Source organism: Parabacteroides sp. KHUB-03 (assembly GCF_056640975.1).
The window spans coordinates 888,736-911,446 of the sequence record NZ_CM153257.1 but is presented as its reverse complement, the minus strand read 5'-3'; the positions used below and the strand labels follow the sequence as shown (position 1 = coordinate 911,446).

Here is a 22,711-nt window from a genome sequence, read left to right as displayed (position 1 = left end):
TTACTCGTTTTTGTTTCTTGATTCGAGAAAACAGCCTATATTTGCAGTGCAATCAGATTCAGCAGCATTCGTATGAAAGACAAGAGAAACAAAGATACGCAAAAGTCACCTGTCAAGATCAGATTCAAGACAATGAAGAACGGGTATCAGTCCATCTATTTGGACTGTTACTCTGGCGGTCGCCGCAGTTACGAGTATCTGAAACTCTACATCGTGCCGGAAACCGATGACGAGGCAGTTCGTCAGAATGCCGCCGCCATGCGGAAAGCGGAAGCTGCACTCAAAAGACGGCTGCGCGAGTTGAAGAAAGGACCGTCCACAAGCAAGCGGCTTGTGCAGGAATGTACATCACCAAATGACATAACTCTCTCCGAGTGGATTGTCCGTTTCAAAGAGATACAGCAAAATCGCGGCGTAAAAGACTTATACGCAATAGAGCTACTCAGCAACATCATTTCAGGCATGAGACGCGGAGATGTCAAGGTTAAAGAGATTGACAAAGAGTTCTGTACGTTGTTCATCGAATACCTGACAAGCGAATACAAGACAGCAGACGGCAGGCCGCTTGCCTCGAAAACCGTATTCAACCGCCAATGCACATTGGTAACGGCTCTCAATGTCGCCGTCCGAGAGGGAATCATCCCGTCCAATCCGATGAACCGGCTGTCGCGTCACGAGCGTGTAAAGGCGAGCAGAGGGAAGAGGGATTACCTGACTATCGACGAGGTAAAAGCTCTGATTGTGACACCTTGCAAAAACGAGCTTGTCAAATGTGCCTATCTTTTCGCCTGCAACTGCGGTCTGCGGTTGGGTGATGTACGAAAACTGAAATAGGGCGATATTGCCGTCTCGGATGATAAATGGATGTTGTCGGTGATGATGAACAAAAGCGAGAAACCCGTACATATCCCATTGGGAATACAAGCCCGGCGATGGTTGCCGAAACCCGAGAAAGGAGAGAAACCGGACACAGACAGCCTTGTCTTCGAACGCCTGCCAAACGACACCCATATCAATGCCCATCTGAAAGCGTGGGCAGAAAAAGCCGGAATCGAAAAAACAGTGACCTATCACCTTTCAAGGCATTACAGTTTTTCTTATTCTTTGGAAATAAGCAAATTAAAAAGCTTTATCCTTAAACAGGTAACGATTTAGAAACGAGCAAAGTTCTCTTCTTTGTCCACTTTTGCATTTTAAAGAACACTTATGGATACAAAGATAATAGTTATATTCCATATTATAGAATATAAAGCAAAGAAATCTGATTCTGTTTAAGTTCTTATCCAACCTTTGAGCTACTCCTAATCCTCGTATCCGTCATACTTGTGGAAAGTTATATGTATGATAATAGTTAGACCATCCACGTTAAAGATTAAGAATAAACCTCCTATGAAATCTTTGCTTGTAATTCTTTGTTCAAATCAAACTTCGTCCATTTGGTGAATATATGCTTACGTTGCTTAGCAAAAGTAATAATACGTTTTTGAATATCATTTTTTCAATGGTCATTTCTTTCAAAAACGAAATCTTTTTACCTCTAACAAGATGTGGACAAAACATTAAATCAGGTGTCATAATATTCAGTGCTGCGTTTCGAAACCTTTTTGTAAAAGGCTACCTCTATATATACTCTTGAATTCTTTATAAATCAGATGGCTCCCATAATAGCATAATAAGACTTGGTACACAAGCACATTATATTAATACTCTTTCCAAGGTATTATTTTAGAATATCTGGGTGGAATTGGCATATTGCTTTTTAACAAAAAAATCCTTGTACAAATCGGTTGAAATCAGTTTCCAAAGTTTAATTTATATTTTTTTATTTTCCTGTACAATGTTGCTGGATTGATGTTTAACATTTTAGCAGCTTGTTCCCTATGTCCGTTACAAACTTTGAGGGCGCTAATGATACTCTCTTTTTCCAATGTTTCATCTTTTAGTGGCAAAACTATTGGTCTGAGAATTGAGGTATCTTCATGCTGGTTAATCTCAATATCCAAACCTTTTACATCCAATATCGGAGTTTCCGCAACAAGCACGGATCGTTTGATTCGATTCTGTAATTCACGTATGTTACCTGGCCATGAATAGAAAAGCATCTGTCGGATAGCATCATCTGTAAATCCTCGTGTTTCCCGCTTCAGTTCTTTTGAGAAACGTTCACGAAAGAACTCCGCCAGAGGGAGGATGTCTTCCGTGCATTCCGCCAGCGAAGGTTGTCTGATTTCAAACTCGTTGAGGCGGTGGTACAAATCCTCTCTAAACCGTCCCTCTCTGATGGCCTGTTGTAAATCCTCGTTTGTGGCTGCTATTATTCGCACGTCCGCGATTCGTTCTTTTCCGCTTCCTATCGGAGTATAAACATTTTCTTGTAACACCCGAAGTAGCAGAGATTGAATATCATATGACATAGTGCCTACCTCGTCCAAGAACAATGTTCCACCTTTCGCCATGTCAAAATAACCGTTTTTTGCAGTGTCTGCTCCAGTAAATGCTCCTTTTTCGTAACCGAAAAATAAAGAGGCAGCCAATTCTCGTGGTAATGCCCCACAGTTTACCGCTACAAACGGTGTATTCCAGCGTTCACTATTACTATGGATAGTCTGTGCCACAGATTCCTTTCCGGTTCCATTGGCACCGAGTATCATTACGGACATATCCGATGGTGCAACTAATTTTGCATATTTTTCTACTTGTAATATTTTGGGACTTATACGATGAAACAATGGCTTTTCTTTTTTTCGTATTGTGGCTAACGGTCGGAATATTTCTTCTGCCAGTTCCAGCAGATGTTCTCTGTGTACCGGCTTGGGTAAGTAATCTATAGCTCCCAATTTGATGGCATGTACCACATCCGGAACGGATACATATTCGGTCGTGATAATAAACGGTATGTGTTTTTTCTCTTTGCGCAGCCATTCTAGCAAAGAGATGCCGTCCCCTTCCGGCAGGCGTACATCCGAAAGTACCAGATCGAATTGAGTTTTGCGTATCAATGTACGGGCTATAGGCTCATTCATGGCTGTCATTGCATCATAACCGGCCTGAGCGAACCAATCCTTTTGCATTTGGGACAGACTCATGTTGTCTTCAACTATCAATATTTTCTGTTTCATGGTTCATTTCATTTTCCGCTTCCGCAATCAGCAGGACGGTATGGTTTATAACCCGTTGCGTGTATTCTCCCACCGTTCCGTCATCTGCCTTGCCGTCATGCAGCACGTTCCGGTAGGAATGTAGCAACTTGTCCGTTTGCAATAATTCCCACATCGGCAACATACGGTGTACGATTCCCCGCAACCGTTCACGGTCGTTGCCAGCCTTGCGGAGTTGCCCTATATCTTTGTGGGATTGTTCGATGAATGCCCGAAGCAGTTTCTTTTTATCTCTTACGTCTGCCGTGAGTGCGGTAAAATTCACACCAGCGGATTCCTTTTTTATATTGTTAGCAACCGAGACAATAAGGTCGAGTAATTCGTGCATTGAAAACGGCTTGTAGATACAGGCCGTAAATCCGGCAGAGATGAAAACAACTCTTTCTTTATCGCCCCGTGCGGTCATGGCAATGACCGGAATCGTACGCGAGTTGCCAATATTAGAATTGCGAAGCAGTTCCAACAAGTCGAATCCGTTTGTTCCCGCCATCTGTATATCTGATAGAAGCAGGTCATAGTCCGTTTTGCGCATTTCCCCGACCAATGCACGGGTATTCTCGCAGGTCGTGCAGGAAACTCCGTTGCGTTCGAGCATTTCCTTGACAATTTCGAGTTGTAACGGATCGTCATCAATAACGAGAACACGTTGCGGAAGGCGTGCAGACAGGTTCTGCATTTGTACCTCGCTCTCCACTCTTTCATCTGTCAGCGGCAGGGATAGCGACACACGGAACGAACTGCCTTTACCGACTTCACTGACAACGATAATTTCTCCTCCTAACAGAGCGACCAGCCCTTTCGTTATCGACAATCCCAAGCCGAATCCTTCAATGTTCGTATCGGGAGATGAGCGCTCGAAAGGATCGAATATGCGTGCCGCCGTTTCCTCGCTCATGCCGATACCCGTATCTTCGACGGTCAGCAGGAGTGTTCCATCCGTATAGTGAGCTATGAAACGGATGTTTCCCACTTCTGTAAACTTAACCGCATTTGCAAGCAGATTCGTTGCAATCTGCTCAATACGGTCGGCATCACCACAAACCGTAACGTCCGTACCTTTGAAATCACAATGAAAGAGAAGTCCTTTATCGTTAGCGGCGTGGGCAAACCCCGTTGCGATACGTTCCAGCAGACCGGAAAGCCGGAAAGGTATATCATTGCGTATTTCTTTAGCCTCGTTGAGCCGATACAGATCCAACAGATTGTTCAGCAGATGCAGAATATGTTTACATAACATACTGATATTATTCAGATGCCCGTTACGCTTTTTACGGTCGCGTATATCCATTGCCAGCTCCGCACTACCGTTGATAATGCTCAACGGGGCGCGAATGTCATGGGAAATCGTTAGGATGATTTTCTTACGCATATCGAGTAATTCATGGTTCTGGTTAATAATCTCTTTCAATCTTCGATGCCCTGCTTCCTTTTGTCTAATATCCCGTTGAATGATGATATGAGAAAAGACAAGTAGCAAAATGGCTACTCCCAATACGTAAGCCAACAATCGAAAGGAGGAGTACCTCATATCGGCAATTTGTTTTTCTTGAACATCGAAAAAAAATTGTGCCTGCCTGTCCAAAAAAATGATAAGTTCCGATAACTTACGGTTCAACTGTCTGTTGTGCAAACGAAGGCTATCCACTTGATCATTAAAATCAAAAGTCGATTTACCTATTAGGGTAGTTATTTGCCTGTTCAGTTTATGAAGTTTTTTTGATGGTGGATATATTTGTATTGTGTCTTTTTGCCCAAAAAATCCTGCAATACCCTTTTTGCGTCGTACTTCTATGCGGGGCTCAATTGTATTTGCAACGACCGTCGGCAGTCGGTTAACAATTAAACTGTCAACAATCTTCCGTTGCCGGGTACTCTGCATGATATGCTGCAAATACGTTTCTTTAATTGCAAGTAACATTTGCAAACTATCAATCTGTTCAGGTTGTACGAAATTACCACTGTCCTCTTTCAACAATTGCAAAAGACTATCCACCGAAAGACGACAGGAATGGTATATTCGATACTCTTTATCATTCCAGTCGATGGCAGATTCTCCCATCGTGGCAAGTAAGGTAATCTGACGGCGAACAGTATTTATATTTCGGCGAATAGAGCAAATTTTAGATGTATCGGTTTCAATTTCTTTCGTTCGATTACGTTCATGTAATAAAATGGCAGCCATACCTCCTATGACTGCCAATAAAGTTAGATTACCAATGAGTATTTTTACGTGTAATGATATTTTTTGTTGTATCATAAATTTGCTAATATAACTTTCCTTTGAAGCAAGATAATAATCAAAAATTCAATAATCCCGTAGCTCTCAAATATTCCGTTTCGTAGATTTTGTATTGGGTTTGCGCTTCGATCAAATTACTTTCGGCCTGCTGCCATCCGGATTGTGCATCGAGCAAATCGGTTAACGGAGCCATCGATGCCGCATAACGGTTACGCATCACACGTAGATTTTCATCTGCTTGCCGCAGCCCTTTTTCTGCCGTATGTATAAGCCTGTAACCGTCTTGTACATTGCGGATTGCCTGTTGTACCTCGATATTGAGCAGACGGGTGTTTTTTTGCAGGTCAAGTTCTGCATTACGCAATTCATATCGTGCCTTGCGTACCTTTTTGCGGCTTTCACCCCAATGGAAAATCGGAATTTTCACAGCCAGCATAGCCAATCCCATTCCATCCCGAAACTCCTGTGAATAAGGCTTCATCGTACCGCCACCGGCATCGGCCATGCCGTTGAGTTTGAGGTTGCCGAAATAGGAGTAACTGACCGATAGCCCGATCGTGGGCAACATATCGGCGCGTACCATGCGAATCTGCTCTTTTCCGGCTGCAACCTGCTTTTCGAGCAGGTGTAATTCAGGACGAGAATCCACGTCCGGCACAAGTGCGCCGGGTTCCGATACGACGAATGTCGTATCGGTAGCCTCTATCGCCGTATCGAAATCGACACCCACAATCCGGCAGAACGACATTCGGCACAAATCGGCTCCATTCTGTACCTTTTGCAACTGATAGCGGATGTCGCTACGTTTGGCTTCGATACGCAGCAGGTCGTTTTCTGTCGCCAGCCCCGCAGCGAGTGCCGTTTCCGTTTGACGGTAAAGCGTATCCATTTGCGCATGATAGCTTTCCAACATACGCACTTTGCGTCCGACGGCAATATAAGTCCAATAAACATTGTCGGCCTCGACAAGCACATCCATGCGAGTCATACGAAGTTGCTCGGCGGCAGCCTCCTCGCCGATACGGGCCAACCTATGTCCGGTCGTGATCTTACCTCCCATATAAACAGGTTGTGTCAGATTAACCCCGGCCACATAAGTACCGCGCATACGCAGTTCCATCCCCATCATGTCCATATCGGGAAGCATATAAGCACCTATCGCCGAACCTTCGATCTTCGGGAGAAAAGCCGTTTGCGCTATTTTCCGGTCGAGTTCCGCTTGCCGGAGCGTATTGTCCGACTTTTGCAATTCTTCGCTATGTGCCAATGCCATTTCGCGGCATTCTGCCTGCGAAATCCGAAGCTGTTGTTGTGCCGAAACGCCGGAAATAGAGAATAAGGCGACACAACATGAAATAACTATATTTATCTTATTCATTTGATTTTCGTTTTATATCTTAGTAGGTTTACGAATACGGAACAACGTCGCATAGAAAAGGGGCAACAGGACGAGCGTGATAATCGTACCGACAGTAAGACCGCCCATGATTGTAATGGCCATTGAGCTGTACATCGGATCGCTGACAAGCGGAATCATGCCGACGATGGTTGTCAGCGAGGCCATCAAAACAGGTCGCACACGCGATACTGTAGCCTCGACGATAGCCGTGTAGGGAGACGCTTTTTCTTCGGTTTGGAGTCGGTTGATTTCATCCACAAGTACAATGGCATTCTTAACCATCATGCCGATCAATCCCAACATTCCGATGATGGCCATAAAGGTCATCGGCTGACCGCTCAATAGCAGCGAAGGGGTAATACCGCAGAACACGAACGGGAAACAGAGCAGGATCAGAATGACTTTACGCCAACTATTGAACAGGAACAACAGGATGGCAAGAATCAGGAAGATAGTTATCGGTACGAATTTCATCAAGTTGCCAATGGCTTCCCCTTGCACCTCGCTTTCGCCTACCCAACGCGTCGTATAGCCTTCAGGCAATGGGATGGCTTCGATTTCATTCTGAATGGAGGCTACGACTTTGGCGGGAGTGGACTCATCGCAATCGGGATTCGGATCGCACTCCGCTTCGATTACACGTTGTCCGTTAAGGCGCAGTACGAGGTCTTCGTCCCAATCGAACCGCAGGTCATTGACGACGTTGCCAAGCGGCATGGCACGGAATACCTTGTCTTGTAATTCGCTCATCGCTTTACCTCCGGCAAATGCCCCTTGTAATTCTTCGTTCGACAAGTGTACATTCATCATGCTCCATACGGGAATGTCTTCGAGTTTTTGAATCCGGCTTCCGTTGTCATTGCGGACTTGTAGATTCAGCATTACCATACGTTCTTGATCGTTCAGAGTACCGACCGGCATTCCGTTCGTGGCGGCCAGCAGGGCATTGGCCACGTCTCCGCGCTCGATTCCCGAACGCAGGGCATTTTCTTGTACGTATTCTGCCACGAACGCTTTGCCTTTCGGTTTCCAATTGTTTTGTACCGAATAGTTATCCACGTAAGGCGAACGACGCATGATGGCTTCGGCTTGTGCGCTCAAATTGCGCAGTACAACCGGATCGGGGCCAGCAAACTCCACCTCGACGGTGTGCGTGGTCGAAGTCGAGAAGTTGTATTTGCGAATGCGGATATAGGCCTCGGGATATTGTTCGCGCAGTTGTTGCCGTACCGTGGGGATTTGCTCCAGCACGGTGTTGTAATCCTTGCAGTCCACGATCAGTTCTCCATAACAATCACCGCCCGAAGTCATCGGACGTACCAGACAGTAGAGAGCGGGAGCACTGCCTTGGCTGATCGCTACACGTTCGATGTCGGGATTGTCCGAAAGTCGGGCGCTCATTTCCAACAATTGATCACGCACTACATCGGCATTGGTTGCCGAAGAAAAGAAACATTCGACAACGAACTGCTTGTAGCCGAAATCGGGGAAAAAGAGGTTCTTGACGCGCGTCATTCCGAAAAAACAAAGAGCCAGCAGGGAGAACGCCACAACGATGGTTGTTTTTTTGTAGCCGATCAAGAAATCGATGGCACGACGAACGAAGCGGTGTACGGGCGAGTTCATGACCGCACCGGAATCGTTTCCGGTCGATTTTCCCCACTTCGGCAACCATGATTTGGTACAGACAGGAACCTGTATCAAAGCCAATATCCAACTTGCCAGCAGGCTGACGCATAATACTAAAAAAAGGTCGCCGGCATATTCTCCGGCCGTATCGGGCGAAAAGTAAACGCAGAGGAACGTCGAAGCGGCAATAATCGTTGCTCCCAACAGCGGCATGGCCGTATTACGCCCGATGCGGTAGAGATAGGTTTTCGGCCCCAAGCCCCTTTTTTTATCGATCAGGATACCGTCCATAATCACGACGGCATTATCCACCAACATCCCCATCGCCACGATGAATGCGCCGAGCGAGATACGTTGCAGCGTCGTGCCGCAGACAAGTAAAATCGGAAAGGACACGGCGACCGTCAGTACCAGTCCGAATCCGATGATTAGTCCGCTACGCAATCCCATCGTGAATATCAACACTAAAATAACGATGACAACCGATTCGACGAGATTCCACATAAAGGAGGAGATGGCTTCATCCACCTTGTCGGGTTGAAAAAAGATTTTCTCGGTCTCGAATCCGACGGGAACGTGTTTCATCGTTTCGGTTAGCCGGGCATCAACGGCTTTACCTACATCGGGAACGATGGCTGACGATTCCATCGCTATACAGATGGCCAGCGCGGGCTGGTTTCCGACAAAAAAGCCATTCTGTTGCGGTTCGGCATAAGCCCGTTCCACGCGGGCAATATCGCCGAGGCGGATTCGTTTCCCATCCAGCGTCCGGATCAGCAAATTGCGAATATCCTCCTCGTTTTCGACAGCCGAATCGATGTAGAGTGCAATCCGCTCATCGTCACTACGGTATTTTCCCGCATCGACAGTTTTTCCGGCTGTTTGCAATGCGGACATGATTTGCGCGGGAACAATGCCGTTGCGGGTAATCTGCTCTTTAGAGAGGATGATATTGATCACTTCGTCGCGATTACCTATGATGTTGATGCGTTTGACACCTTTTACGTCGAGCAGTTCACGACGGAGGTATTTGGCGTATTTATACATTTCGGGATAGTCGTATCCGTCGGCCGTCAGTGCATAGAAAATACCATATACATCCATCATATCATCCACCACGACCGGACTGTAACACCCTTGAGGAAGATGTGAAGCCGCGTCATTGACCTTACGTCGCAGTAAATCGAAATGCTGTTCCAACTCCTTTTCCAGCACAGTCATCTGAAACTCGACGGTAAACATGGCAGAACCGTTCTGACATTCGGTCTTTACCTTTTTCACATTGGGAAGCGCCCGCAACTCATCTTCCATCATCTGGGCTACTTTCAACTCTATCTCGTGTGCGCTGGCTCCCGGCCACGGAACCACTACCATCGCTTGTTTAGCAGATACGGCAGGATCTTCCAATTTAGGCATCTGTACGAATGCCAACACGCCAGCAATCAGTATCGCCGCCATGAGCGACCAAAAAAGCAATGGCCGCCGCATGAAAAATTCAGTTATCTTCATTACAGTAATTCTCCTATATTGGTTTTACGCGGTTTTTTGGTAACACGTACCCGCTGTCCTTCCTGTAAAACATTCACTCCGGCTCGAACGATACGCTCATCGCCCGTCAGTCCTTCGATGACGACGGCACGACCTTCGGCATCCGTTCCGTTCAGCACGACAGTACGCTTGGACACGGTAGAATCTGCCCCGAATACCCACACGCACGGTTTATTCTTATCATTGTCGTGGAAGACGGCGCACAGTGGTACGGTGAATCCGGTAATGGAAACCGCATCCGTAACAACGATCCCGATCTCGGCATTCATGCCCGCCGTAAGTCGCTTATCGGATTGCTCCGTAAAAATCAGGCGCAACTGATAGAGTTGATTACCGTCGGCTTTAGGCGTGAAGTTCGACAGTTTCATTGAAAATTCTTCTTCAATACCCGCCACCTTGCAATAAAAGCGAGCAAAGCGGTCGCGTTGTCTGTATTCGCCGACCGGAATATCTGCTACGACCTCCATGTGCGATACATCCAACAGCGTAAACAGAGTTGTTCCGGCATCGACCATCTCTGCCGGAGAAAAATTCACGGACTGTATATATCCGTCTTTCGGCGCATAAAGTTTCGTGTAGTTGAGCTTGTTCTTGTTCACCTGCAACTCTACGCCTAACTGTTTCAATCCGGCAACGGCCTTTTCATAATCGTTGGTCGAAATACTTTTTTCATTGAAAAGTCGTGCGGTACGTTCTACTTCGTCTTCGAGTTGGTCGTATTGTATCTGCAAAGCCTCGACGCCCAGCCGGTAGTCTGCGTCGTCCAGCTCGGCGAGTAATTGCCCTTGACGGACATAATTGCCCTCCCGCACATGGATACGCTCAATTTGTCCGGCAGTCTTGAATCCGAGGCTGATCGTATGCGCCTCGCGGACGATACCCGAATGGTTTATTACATGGGTGGATTCCAATAATACGGGTTCGGTCAGTGCAACGCTCCGTATTCCGGAATTTTCGTGCGATGCTCCGCCGCAGGAGCTGAGCGTTCCGGCGACGATAACCATTGTAATCAATCTTTTCATTGTTTCGATTCATTTTTTAGTGATTGTTCTTTATTTCGCTGCAAAGTTCCTGATTTATCCGATACTTCGTGTCCTCTAATGGAATACAATTTTGTTCTAATGGATAATAAATAGGAATTATATCGACTAAAATACCTAACTTTGTTCCTCGAAAAGTTAAATATGAAAATATGAAACAGGCTTATTGGGATTTTGATTTGATCCAATTGTCCGCAGAGGACACAGCAGTTCATTTGAATAAAGAATTCATTTTGATCGACAATTTCGATGAAATTTCGGAACAAGTAAATACGAATCTTGAATTCGTAAATCATCCGGTCAAGCTCTCCTTTACGATTGCGATTTTTTGTCTGGAAGGTCGGATGCGATTTCAAATCAATTTGCAGGATTTTGAACTTCAGGCCAATGATCTTCTGGTCGTTTCCAAGGGAACTATCGGCGAATATCGGAGTATGAGCGACGATACCCGGATTGCCGTGATCGCCTTTTCATCCGAATACTTTCAGACCGCTCTCCAAATTGAGGCGACAATGTCCTTGCAACGCAAGTTATACTCTTCGCCCCTTTACCATTTGACGGATAAAGCGATGGAAGAGTCGATAGCAATCTACCGTTTGATGAAAGCAAAAATCGCGGAAACGGACAATCCGTTTCGCAAGGGGGCATTATTGGGATATACGCAGGTACTCACTTACAATGCTTACAAATACCTGCTTACATCTACTTCCGACGATGAGAAACCGAAAGAGAATGCCAACCGACAACAGGAACTTTACACACAATTTATCCATGAAGTACAGAAAAGCTACACGAAAGAGCGCAGTATTTCCTATTATGCGGAAACGTTGTGTGTTACCCCCAAATATTTATCGCAAGTCATTCATAAAGTAAGCGGTCGTTTTGCGAGCGATTGGATTATTGATTTTGTTATTCTCGAAGCGAAAGCACTGCTCAAAAGCCGCAAATATACCATACAGCAGATTGCCGATATGCTGAACTTCGCCAATCAGTCTTTTTTCGGAAAGTATTTCAAAGACAAAGTCGGAAGTTCGCCCTCTGAATATCAAAAGGCGTAAATAAAACAGCCGCATCTGTTGCGGCTGTTCGTGTGTCATAGTTTCATGATCTTACCAGATTGTCGTTGTCCGTCCGATATTCCCGGCCTTACGACAAGCACATGATTGCGGACAAAATCATCGTTTGTGTTAAGCTTAACGGATGATAATCGTTGTTCATAGTGTAAGACAACAGATAACATCCAGCCTTGAATCGAATTCACTTTTATCGTTTTCAAAAGTAGCCTATGATGTTCAATCATTCATAGCGGAATATATTCTAAGAATATTGTAAGCCCGTTAAGCTATAGAGAGTTAATAAATAATTCCTATTTTCCGCTTTCAAGCGCAACGACTTCGGAGTGGAGCCCGTCCCGAGCCTTCAGGCGAGCGGCAAGTTGTTTCGGGATGCCCGAATTATTTCGGGCGGCTTAGAACACAACTTGCCATCGTCGCTTGACGATGAATTTTTCTGCCGAAAAACCGAAATGCTCAGGTCAAGGGGGCTCCGTACGATTTGCCCTCGTATTTTTTATGTGCAGGGAGGCTCTTGCCGGCGGAAATACGAGGACATATCCTTTTCAAAAGATCGGTAGCTCCGGCACAGGACGGTAAAAACGATGATAAGCGGTGAAACACCATGTCATTTCCGAGTGATTTACATGGTCAAGGCAACTGTAGCCGGTTACAACTATGGTTGGTTGTATTTGTGGTTGGTTATAACCATGATTGCAATCATGGTTGCTTGCATTGTTGTTTGCTTACATTATTTGTCGGTTGCATGGTTATTTGCAACCGGAAACGGTTGTGTGGTTGCATGGTTGTATGGTTGTGTGGTTGCAACCATTACCGGTTACATCCATGATCGGTTGCATTCATTATTAGTTGTAACGGAGCGGGAAGCACTTGGAGCAGTCGTATTAACCAGATTCCGTTACAGCCTCCCGATTCGGGCAAAAAGGGACACCCGGCAGTCGGAAAGCAAGCTGATTCTGCCGTGTTCTTCATTCGTTCATTTTATGTGCGCAATCTGTTTGTCTTTCGTTCATTTTATGTGTATATTTGCGGAGTATTTCATTCATTTAATGTGATCAGATAGTTTTGTTATGAACAGATATGCTATAAACGAACTGGTTAGGTGGAAAGATGCCCGTAGACGCAAGCCACTTATAATAGAAGGCGCAAGGCAGGTTGGAAAGACCTGGCTCGTCAAAGACTTTGCCTGCAAGCATTATGATAATATTGCGTATATAAATTTTGAGGAGCAGATATATCTGCGTGACCTCTTTGAAACGGACTTTGACGTGACAAGGATAATTTCCGCCATAGGAGCGGCTGCCCATCAGAACTGCATACCCGGAAAGACACTGATTTTTCTCGATGAAATTCAAGAGGCTCCGAATGGCGTTACCGCGTTGAAGTATTTTTATGAAAATGCGTCTGATTATCATATTATTGCAGCCGGTTCCCTCCTGGGGCTGGAATTGCACAGGCAGACCTCTTTCCCTGTCGGCAAGGTACAGTTCATGACACTTCACCCCATGAGTTTCCTGGAATTCCTTGATGCGGTCGGGGAACAGGCATTGGCGGGATTTATCGTAAGGCATGATTGGGAAAATATCAGGCTCTTCGGTCCCAAATTGAAGGATCTGCTCAAACAGTATTATTATGTCGGAGGTATGCCGGAAGCGGTTCTGGCATTTAGCGAGACCCGTGACTGGCTTGAAGTCAGGGATATTCAGAATGAAATACTTGAAAGCTATGACAGGGATTTTTCTAAACATGCCCCGGAAGAGATCGTCCCGCGTATAAGACAGTTGTGGAATTCTCTGCCGGCCCAGCTCAGTAAGGAAAACCGTAAGTTCCTGTACGGGGTTGTCAAGGAAGGCGCCCGGGCACGGGAATATGAGATCGCCCTTCAATGGCTTTTCGACGGTGGTCTGATTCACCGTGTCAATAACGTGTCTGCACCCCGTTTGCCATTAAAAAGCTACGAGGACAAGTCCTCTTTTAAGATTTTTGCCGTGGACATCGGTTTGCTGGGGGCCATGTGCGGGCTGGATTCGGATACCATAGTCAGGGGTAACAGTATTTTCACGGAGTTCAAAGGAGCGTTGACGGAGCAATATGTCCTGCAACAGCTTAAATTGAAACACGAACCGTTCTACTGGTCCAAACCGAATGCCCGTCAGGAAATAGACTTTCTTTTGCAGGCCAACGGCGGTATCATCCCGATTGAAGTAAAGGCGGAAGAAAACCTCAAGGCAAAAAGCCTCCGGCAGTTTGTCCTGGACAATCATCCCGATACTGCATACCGCACCTCCATGTCCGATTACAGGCAGGAGGAATGGATGACTAATATGCCGTTGTATTGTATCTCTGTCATATAGTTGAATATCTTTTGGAAAAGAAAATTTAATTACCTTTATGTAAATGGAAAATCATAACGTATTAGAATATGGTGAATTTATAAGTTCTGTACGACAGAACCGGGACTCTAAATTTGGTTTTTTGCTTGGAGCTGGAGCCTCATTGTCTTCAGGTATACAATCTGCATCAGATTGCATTTGGGATTGGAAAAGAGAAATATACTGTAGGTATAATGAAAACCACCGTATAAATTTTCCTGACGCACGTTCTAAATTTGCTAAGACACAAATCCAAAAATGGTTGGATGCGCAAGGAGGTTATCCTGCATTAGGAGCAGAGGAGGAGTATGTCTTTTATGCCGAAAAAGCCCATCCAATCGCTTCAGACAGGGTTCGTTATTTTAATAATTTATTTCACGACAAAATGCCTTATATCGGTTATCGGCTATTATGTTTATTAAATAAGTATTCGATAGTAGAATCTGTCTGGACAACTAATTTTGATGGCATGACAGAGAGAGCGGCTCACCAAATGAATATTAAACCTAAAGCCATAACATTAGATAATCAACAAGATATCTATAGGACCATATCGAATACAGAGTTAATGTGTATTTCGTTACATGGAGACTACAAATACTCGACATTAAAAAATACATCTTCTGAACTTGATAGCCAGTCTGAAGTATTTTGTCAGGTTATGACTTATTATTTCACTACAAGGCATTTGGTTGTATTAGGTTATAGTGGTCGGGATAACTCATTGATGTCTGCCTTAAAAAATACGTTTACCACTTCTGGGGCCGGCAGATTGTATTGGTGTGGAATAGAAGATTCTCCTTCTTCTAAAGTTCTGTCTTTGATGCAAGACATCAGGAATTCCGGTCGCGAAGCTTTTTATATTCGGGTCGAGAGTTTCGATAAAACGATGGTATCATTGTCGTTGGCTTTGTCTGATGGGAATAGGGAGATGTATGATGTCGTGATGTCTGAGATGGCGAAATATCGAGAGAACGTTAAACTTGAACCATTTAAAGTGAATGGACGTTGTGCCCGTTATTTGCTCCGTGATAATCTATATCCGATAAAACTACCGGATTCTTTATTGAAAGTGGACCTTAAACCTGGAGTCACCGTTGTTGATATCCGAAAAACTCTCAAAGATAAGCCAATTTTCATTGCCGAACAAAAAGGAATTCTCTATGCCATCGCTTCATATTCAGATTTGGAGTCTGAATTGAAAGGATACTTTACAGGTGATATCGTAAGAACTCCTGTTTCATTGAAAGACATAAGTGCTAATGGAGCTTTCAAATCAATATTTTTAAAAGCTATTTTATATGGACTTAGCAAATTGACGTGTCTTAATTGTTCTTTCGGAAAAAGATTAATTTGGGGAGACGAAATTTTTAAGAACGTGAACGGGATGCCTGTTTTATATGCTCTTTCTATTGGATTAAATTTCATAGAAGGCAAAGAGTACGCAGCCCTGTCTCTGCGTCCTGAACTTTTCTTTACCGATAAGAATATGCCTAAAGAGCAACGACAGGAGTTATCTCGTCAGTATTTTTCTAAACTATGGAATAAAAAATATGACGAAACACTTAAAGAGTGGGAAAATATCATATTTAAGGGCAAGCATTTGAAGTTTTGCATTCCTGATGGCAACGAAAGATTTCAATTCCAAATAAGCAATAACAGTTCGGTATCCCTTTTATTTGGAAAAGATCATGATCTTGCAGTCGCCATCCCACAACAACTCAGCAGCAGGATACTTTTTAGAGGCGGAGTTATACCAGAACCTCTCCTCTGTTTTCCCTCGATTAATACGGAAAGGGATAATTTTGATTGGAATCAAATGCGGGGATTAGTTAAAAACAAGCCCACAGATTATTGGAAAGATGAAAAGTTCTCCATCGGAGTATTATTAAGCGTGATAGCTCCTATAGAAAAATCGGCCAAGTTTGCTGGTTTTATTTCCAATCTATCGCGAAACTTATCGCCAGTAAAAAAAGACCACGATTATCTTGTAGACTATCCCGGATTTAATAGCGCATATCACACCCAATTATTCATTCCTTCTCCGGGAACAGATAATTGGCAGTATTCAAAATTATATTATGCTTCCGCATATGAGATTGCTTCTGACATCACGCAAAAGATTAATAGACTGGCAATCAATGGGCAATCCGTCATACTTATTTTTATCCCAAAGGAATGGGAGAAATTCAAGACATTGGACCATAAGGGCGAAAAGATAGATCTTCATAACTATATTAAAGCTTATTGTGCCTCGCGTGGCATCACAACTCAATTAATTGAAGAAAAGACTCTTGCTAATATAATGTTATGTGAGAAAATATGGTGGTTGTCTTTAGCTATATATGTTAAATCTCTACGGACACCATGGACATTGGCATCTTTAGATGAGAACACCGCCTATGCAGGAATTGGATACAGCATATTATCTAAGGTAGATAATGAGCGACATGTAGTCATGGGATGTAGTCATATTTATAATCGTTTGGGAGAAGGGCTAAAATACAAATTGCAAAAGGTAAATAATCCTATTTTTGATAGAAAGAATAACCCTTATATGTCTTATGAGGAAGCTTACAAGTTCGGGACGATGATTCAGAATTTATTCCTTGAGTCCATGGATAAACTTCCAAGCAGAGTTGTAATTCATAAAAGGACACATTTTAGAAATGACGAAATTAATGGAATAAAGGATTCATTGAAAGCTGCCGGTATAGAAACTGTGGAATTGCTAACAATCGAATTTGAAAGTGAACGAAAAGAATTGCCGTATGACATAAACCGTCATGGAGTGGATATTCATAATTATCCTATCAAACGTGGATCATATATTGTAATATCTGATAACACTTTTTTGCTGTGGACTCATGGTGTTGTGTCATCTATAAGAAATGAAAGTTTATCGTACTATCCTGGTGGAATTGGAATACCTGCTCCGCTAAAAATAACCCGATATTCAGGCAGTAGCACAGTGCAAACAATTGCGACTGAAATATTAGGATTCACTAAGATGAATTGGAATTCATTTAATTTATATACTAAATTGCCGGCAACTATCGATACCTCCAATACATTGGCACAAGTGAGCCACTTGTTGCGCCATAAATCCGAACAGACATTTGATTATCGGCTGTTCATTTAAAATGATAAAATCAATGGAAAGAACTATCGAATAGGAAAGATTATATTGAAAACGGAGAGGAAGAAACGTGCGCCAACCCCGACTGTTTCTTGGAGGTGAGGGAGTTTGCCGTCTGGAAAAAAATACGCCGGATCGGGCTTTAGTATAAAGCCGACCTTCCCCCGGCATCCTTTCACAATACCTTACATCCCGTATGACTGTTCCCGTCGGATCGGTCGTTTCCGCTGTACCCCGGACCCTGCCCGGACTTCCGACGAGAGGCAAGGTTTGCGGGGCAAATACGCTCGGCGCCGCCGAGGAAGATTTGACACGCAACGGCTCCGCCGCCTGACCTTGCATACTCTCGGGAGTACGGGTTATCTTGAATCACAGCGGAACACGGCCGGGACGGTTTGTTGTTTTTTCAGCCGGGCTGCCATTGCCGGCCGGCGTATTGCGTCGTTCCATCAGCCTGTCCATGTCTTCCGAGATTTTATCATCGGTTACTTTGGCATAGCCCTGTGTGGTTCTGATGTTCGTGTGCCCCATCATCTTGCCGATACTCTCGATCGGTACGCCGGCCGAAAGCGTCAAAGTACCGAACGAATGGCGGCTCGCATGGTAGCTGAGATTCTCTTTCACTCCTGCCACTATGCCGATTTCATGGATGCAGTACCACAGCCTGTCACGGTTAGGCAAAGGGAATACAGGTCTGCTGTCATCGGCTGTATTGTACAGAGACAATATCTGTTCAGCTACGGGGTGTAAAGGTATAAAGGATTCCACGCCGGTCTTCTTTCTGTCTATACGGATAAACCGTCTTCCGTCCGCGGTCGTTCCGATATGCGGGGGATAAAGCCGTTTCACATCGACATACGACAAGCCCGTGAAGGCTGAAAAGACGAACACCCTCCGTGTAAGCTCCTGCAACCTCTCCGGCATGGGCTGTTCCATAATCCGTTGCAGTTCCGCCCTGCTGATATGTTTCAGTTTGTAGTCGGGCTTTTTCTCGTATGGGACATCCGCAAGCGGATTGAAACGGAGAACCTCCCTGTCCACTGCAATATAGATAAGCCGGTTCAGCCATGTAAGGCAGTGGTTGACATGTCCCGCTCCGCAACCTTTGGTTTTCAGGTAGAGCTTATACCCCCAACCGAAATCTTCGGTAATATCCTCAAAAGCGATGTCCCGCATTCCCAACGACAGCAGATACTCGTGCAGGTACGCCTGTGAGGATTTGGACTGGCGGTAAGAGGAAGTCGAGTTTATCACCTCCGAGCGGATTCTCAGCCTTTCCCGTTCCTCCTCTCCGGCTTTCAGCAGTGTAGTCGGTATGGCAGCCACGCAAGTAATCTCGTTCTTCAGCATTTCTGCCGTTACCATACCTGCATCCTTCAACAGATTGGCATACGAGGTCTCTATCCTGGAACGGAGCTCGTCAAGGAGGTGGTTTGCCCTTGCACCCTTTACTTCTCCTGTCTTGGCGTTCCAGTCTTTGGGATTGCAGTAACAACCAGTGGCAAATACGCTGCTCTTGCCGTCGATGGTAATACGGCATAATATGGAGGTCGTTCCGTCCGCCTTTACCTTGCTGCGGTTGATGTAGTATAGAATTGAAAATGTACTTCGCATAATAGAATTGTTTTAACGGTTAAAGAATGAGTTTCAAATCCTTTGTCGCCTCGATGTATTTGTCCATATCCTCGAAGAGTTTCTTCGGGGTCACACGGGCATACACTTGGGTGGTTCTTATATCCGCGTGCCCCAACATCTTGCTGACGGTCTCGATGGGTACGCCGTTTTCAAGGGTCAGGAGGGTCGAGAACGAGTGCCGTCCCATGTGGTAGGACAAAGGCCCTTTGATACCCGCTTTCATTTTGATGCTCGTCAGACACCATTTCAAGGCCTGGTAAGGGATTACGGGAAACAGTGTAGCCCGTGTGTCGTCATGATATTTCTCGATGAGGGCTATCGCTTCGGGCAACAGCTTCACACGGCTCAGCTGCCCGTTCTTCCCCCGGCGGTATTTCAGCCACAATGCTCCGCTATCGTCCCTTGACAGGTTGTCGGGAGTGATTGCTACTACATCCACGTACGAAGTTCCGGCATAACAAGCGAAAAGGAACATGTCCCTGACAATGGAGTGTTCCGGACGGCATCCGGTAAGCTCTATATCCCGTATCTTCTCGAAGTCTTCCCTGCTCAGTGCTCTCGGTGGCGTTTCCTTCTGTTTGGGTAATTTGTAGTGCTCAAAATAAAATTTGTCCGAATGTCCCTCCTTGAAGGCTATACGGCAAATCTTCTTCAGGATAGCTAGATAATGGCGCACTGTCTGGACGCCCAAGCCTTTTTCTATCACGACATACTCCTGAAATTCTCGGATGAGCTGCTCGTTGAGCTGGCAGAAAGCAAGGTCGGATACTTTGAACCTGCTGCTGACGAAATCAGCGAGACGGCTGCGGGTATAGAGGTAGTTGGGCAATGTGCGGTGCGACACATCAATACCTACGCGTGCCCTGATTTCCTCGATATGCCTGTCGAAGAGTTTAAACAAGGTCATCTGCGTATCCTTGCTGCCTTGAAACAGGTTCTTCACATCAGTTGCATCGAAATCGGCCTTGCGCTTCAAAAGGGAATCGAATGCGGAGTTTACAGCCAACAGCAGCTTGTCGATTTTCGCATTGGCTTCTACCACTTCCCTGCTTTTGCCGTTCAGACGGCTTTCGCGCGGATTCCACAGTTCGGGAGTGCAGGAGAGTTTGCAGCTGAACTGCGCCATCGTCCGGTTCACAGTGATGCGACCCATGATCGGGGCTTTGCCCGACTTGTCCGGTCCGCTCTTTTTCAGGTAGAGCAGAACCTTGAATTTTTCAATCTTCATACGCTTATAATTTTAGTGGCAAATTTACCTGTTTTATAAGCGTTCTTTGGTGTGTAAAACTATGACAATCAGTGTAGTATATCGTTGTTTCAAATTGTTTAATCTGCTTCACGTTACCTTATCTCTTTCGGTAACTGCCCGGCTAACGGGGTGGTAACTGAACATCTGCAACAATCCTCACATTCTTGCTTTTTGTTTACTTGGCAAAATATGGAAAAGCTACTATTTATCAACAGAATACGTTGCATCTTCTTTTCATTTCCATTGCTCGTATTGCTGCTTTATTTGCACCTTTCCCGTCACACGTTCGCCACAATGCTTCTGACGCTCGGTGCTGACCTTTATACCGTATGCAAGCTGCTCGGTCACTCGGACGTGAAGACGACGCAGATATACGCCAAAATCATCAACAAGAAAAAGGACGACGCCATCAGCCTCATTGATGCGGAGTTCGCAAATACTTAACAAAGAAAGAAGATGAAAGATTTACCCGAAGATTTCAAAATGAACATTCTACTGCCCGGTGCAGTATGGCTGCTTATGTCCTCCTTTATAGGCTATGCCGTTGTTGCCCGGATGGAGACGAGTGCAATTACCGTCATCCTCTTTATCGTGGTGACGCTTGTCGCATTCATCGTACCGATGGCTGTCTATATGGAGTATCGGAAGAAGATAGAAGAGTGTTTTTCACGGTGCAAACAGAAAGATACACCCACCGCAGAAATCCAGTGTGCCACAATGACTGAAACGGCGAATATCTTGCCACAGAACTTTCCCGATGCACTGAAAGGAAGAAAAACCCTCGTCTTGCTGGACGCATTGCGCCGGGAAGGATTCTTGAACGCAGAATACCGCCCCTGCAAGGAGTGCAACGCTACGCAGATGGCGTTCATCGCAAACAGCCTCGGAATGATCTGCAACATATCCTATCAATGGAAGACCTTCGGCGGCTACTGGCAGCATCCCAACTTGCGGCAGCTCTTGGCCACGAAAGACCGCCGAGGCTCCAAAATGGAGAAAGAGGACATCATTATAGACCTGCTCAAAAGAGCCGCCGAATCTGACGGGGAGATTTGCAACACGAACGCCTACCGTTGTTGGTTGAAAAGCGTACAGAATTAACCCCATCCGCACTATGACCTCAGGGTATTTTTGCGTTTATCCGCACTTTTACCCTCTATTGTAACAAAATAATCGCCTGTCGTTCGGATGTCAGGCGTGTCAATTTCACCGCGCTTTCGCACTTTTTGCTTCCCATCACCGTTTTCGACTGCCTTCGATTGTATTACAGCACCGTTCCGTTCTGTTTGCTACCTTCTTTTCCCTCTGTTTTACACCGGGTTGAAAACCTTTTTCTCCTCGATAATCGTGCCTTACTTTGCAACGTCTTTCAAACCGGAAGATGGCTGTCGCAGCCCAGATTATTCACATAAAACAACGGAAATATGGACAAGACGAACCAACTGATTCCGACCGCCGAAGCTGCGGAATTCCTCGGCATCAAGGTAAGCTATCTGCACAAACTGATGATGCGCCGCGTCATCCCTTACTACAAGCCCAACGGCAAACTGTGTTTTTTCGACAAGGCGGATCTGGAGGCATGGCTGAAGAATATCCGCGTCGCCTCACAGACGGAACTCGACCAGCAGGCGCAAGCGTATATCGTAAACCGTGCGAAAGGAGGCAAGCCATGAACGGCAGAGATACCGCCCTCATAGTGGCATCCGTTTCCGTTATGACACCTCTATTCCATCGGTGGCGTGTCGGTAATGGCGTGTGTTCGGGGAGCAAGTATAGGTTTTGTGTCCCACAAAACCGCCGGACGTGCCGGAGAGCCGCCGGATACGGCAGCAGGAAGGAGGTGGCATGACGACCCGAACACAACTCCAAACCAATGACCGTGAACGGAAGAAAGGCGGCCGTCCGAAACTACCCGACGGCGAGAAGCGCGACTGCCCCGTGAAGGTCTATTTCGACCGGGCGAACTACACCAAACTGGCACGCCGCAGCAAGCGGACGGGGCGGCCGCTTTCCGAGATTGTCTATGAACTGGCAGTAAACGGATATGTCAAGGAACCCGTGTCGCAGGGTGTGGTGCATTGCCTCCGCGCACTGGCAGGAATGGCAAATAATCTGAATCAGTTGGCACACCTCGGACATATCCACGGGGCGCAGCACATCGCCGACGAGAACAAACGGATGTCCCAAGAGATAAGCGGTCTGATTGTAAAACTCAACGAACAGTTATAAT

16 protein-coding genes and 1 pseudogene are annotated in these 22,711 nt (G+C 45.6%); 10 read left to right on the top strand and 7 right to left on the bottom strand.

Annotation, left to right across the window (positions count from 1 at the left end; translation table 11 throughout):
• Positions 1-72: 72 nt before the first annotated feature.
• Together ACYIB7_RS03945 and ACYIB7_RS03940 are read left to right on the top strand one after the other, a co-directional pair.
• Positions 73-834 (top strand): phage integrase SAM-like domain-containing protein, encoded by a 762-nt coding sequence (locus ACYIB7_RS03945; protein WP_480338176.1) that lies wholly within the window; start codon positions 73-75, stop codon positions 832-834.
• 39 nt (positions 835-873) lie between these two features.
• Positions 874-1,155, top strand: a complete 282-nt coding sequence (locus tag ACYIB7_RS03940) for a site-specific integrase (RefSeq protein ID WP_480338175.1) — start codon at positions 874-876, stop codon at positions 1,153-1,155.
• Positions 1,156-1,793: 638 nt separating this feature from the next.
• Here ACYIB7_RS03940 and ACYIB7_RS03935 read toward each other — a convergent pair.
• From ACYIB7_RS03935 to ACYIB7_RS03915, 5 genes are read right to left on the bottom strand one after another with little or no spacing between them, the layout of a single operon-like run.
• Positions 1,794-3,119, bottom strand: a complete 1,326-nt coding sequence (locus ACYIB7_RS03935; RefSeq protein ID WP_480338174.1) for a sigma-54-dependent transcriptional regulator — start codon at positions 3,117-3,119, stop codon at positions 1,794-1,796.
• Complete coding sequence (locus tag ACYIB7_RS03930; RefSeq protein WP_480338173.1) at positions 3,094-5,415, bottom strand: ATP-binding response regulator; 2,322 nt, start codon at positions 5,413-5,415, stop codon at positions 3,094-3,096. Before ACYIB7_RS03930 ends, ACYIB7_RS03935 begins: the two co-directional genes overlap by 26 nt.
• A 40-nt stretch (positions 5,416-5,455) precedes the next feature.
• Complete coding sequence (locus ACYIB7_RS03925; protein ID WP_480338172.1) at positions 5,456-6,775, bottom strand: TolC family protein; 1,320 nt, start codon at positions 6,773-6,775, stop codon at positions 5,456-5,458.
• A gap of 12 nt (positions 6,776-6,787) precedes the next feature.
• Positions 6,788-9,934 carry an efflux RND transporter permease subunit gene (locus tag ACYIB7_RS03920; protein ID WP_480338171.1) on the bottom strand — a complete coding sequence of 1,049 codons (3,147 nt, stop codon included), beginning with the start codon at positions 9,932-9,934 and terminating at the stop codon, positions 6,788-6,790.
• Entirely contained in the window at positions 9,934-10,995 is a 1,062-nt protein-coding gene (locus ACYIB7_RS03915) for an efflux RND transporter periplasmic adaptor subunit (RefSeq protein WP_480338170.1), read from the bottom strand. The genes ACYIB7_RS03920 and ACYIB7_RS03915 overlap by 1 nt, the downstream gene beginning before the upstream one ends.
• A 170-nt stretch (positions 10,996-11,165) precedes the next feature.
• On the opposite strand from ACYIB7_RS03915, the gene ACYIB7_RS03910 reads away from it, so the two are divergent.
• The 4 genes from ACYIB7_RS03910 (at position 11,166) to ACYIB7_RS03895 (ending at position 17,600) form a co-directional block, all read left to right on the top strand.
• Positions 11,166-12,071, top strand: a complete 906-nt coding sequence (locus ACYIB7_RS03910) for an AraC family transcriptional regulator (protein WP_480338169.1) — start codon at positions 11,166-11,168, stop codon at positions 12,069-12,071.
• Positions 12,072-12,670: 599 nt separating this feature from the next.
• Positions 12,671-13,141 carry a hypothetical protein gene (locus ACYIB7_RS03905; RefSeq protein ID WP_480338168.1) on the top strand — a complete coding sequence of 157 codons (471 nt, stop codon included), beginning with the start codon at positions 12,671-12,673 and terminating at the stop codon, positions 13,139-13,141.
• Positions 13,142-13,156: 15 nt separating this feature from the next.
• The gene (locus ACYIB7_RS03900; RefSeq protein ID WP_480338167.1) at positions 13,157-14,440 is read left to right on the top strand and encodes an ATP-binding protein; all 1,284 of its coding nucleotides are present in this window, start codon (positions 13,157-13,159) and stop codon (positions 14,438-14,440) included.
• Positions 14,441-14,483: 43 nt separating this feature from the next.
• A complete protein-coding gene (locus ACYIB7_RS03895) occupies positions 14,484-17,600 on the top strand; it encodes an SIR2 family protein (RefSeq protein WP_480338166.1) in 3,117 nt (1,038 codons plus the stop codon).
• Positions 17,601-17,966: 366 nt separating this feature from the next.
• On the opposite strand, the gene ACYIB7_RS03890 is transcribed toward ACYIB7_RS03895, so the two are convergent.
• Entirely contained in the window at positions 17,967-19,211 is a 1,245-nt protein-coding gene (locus ACYIB7_RS03890) for a site-specific integrase (protein WP_480338165.1), read from the bottom strand.
• Positions 19,212-19,230: 19 nt separating this feature from the next.
• Positions 19,231-20,460, bottom strand: a complete 1,230-nt coding sequence (locus ACYIB7_RS03885) for a tyrosine-type recombinase/integrase (protein ID WP_480338164.1) — start codon at positions 20,458-20,460, stop codon at positions 19,231-19,233.
• Between the two features lie 288 nt (positions 20,461-20,748).
• On the opposite strand from ACYIB7_RS03885, the pseudogene ACYIB7_RS03880 reads away from it, so the two are divergent.
• The 4 genes and pseudogenes from ACYIB7_RS03880 to ACYIB7_RS03865 form a co-directional block, all read left to right on the top strand.
• A pseudogene (locus ACYIB7_RS03880) lies at positions 20,749-20,925 on the top strand (tyrosine-type recombinase/integrase); the annotation flags it as partial.
• 12 nt (positions 20,926-20,937) lie between these two features.
• Positions 20,938-21,582, top strand: coding sequence for a hypothetical protein (locus tag ACYIB7_RS03875; protein ID WP_480338163.1), 645 nt, complete (start codon positions 20,938-20,940; stop codon positions 21,580-21,582).
• 323 nt (positions 21,583-21,905) lie between these two features.
• Complete coding sequence (locus ACYIB7_RS03870) at positions 21,906-22,154, top strand: helix-turn-helix domain-containing protein (protein ID WP_480338162.1); 249 nt, start codon at positions 21,906-21,908, stop codon at positions 22,152-22,154.
• 172 nt (positions 22,155-22,326) lie between these two features.
• Positions 22,327-22,710 (top strand): MobC family plasmid mobilization relaxosome protein, encoded by a 384-nt coding sequence (locus tag ACYIB7_RS03865; protein WP_480338161.1) that lies wholly within the window; start codon positions 22,327-22,329, stop codon positions 22,708-22,710.
• Position 22,711 lies beyond the last annotated feature (1 nt).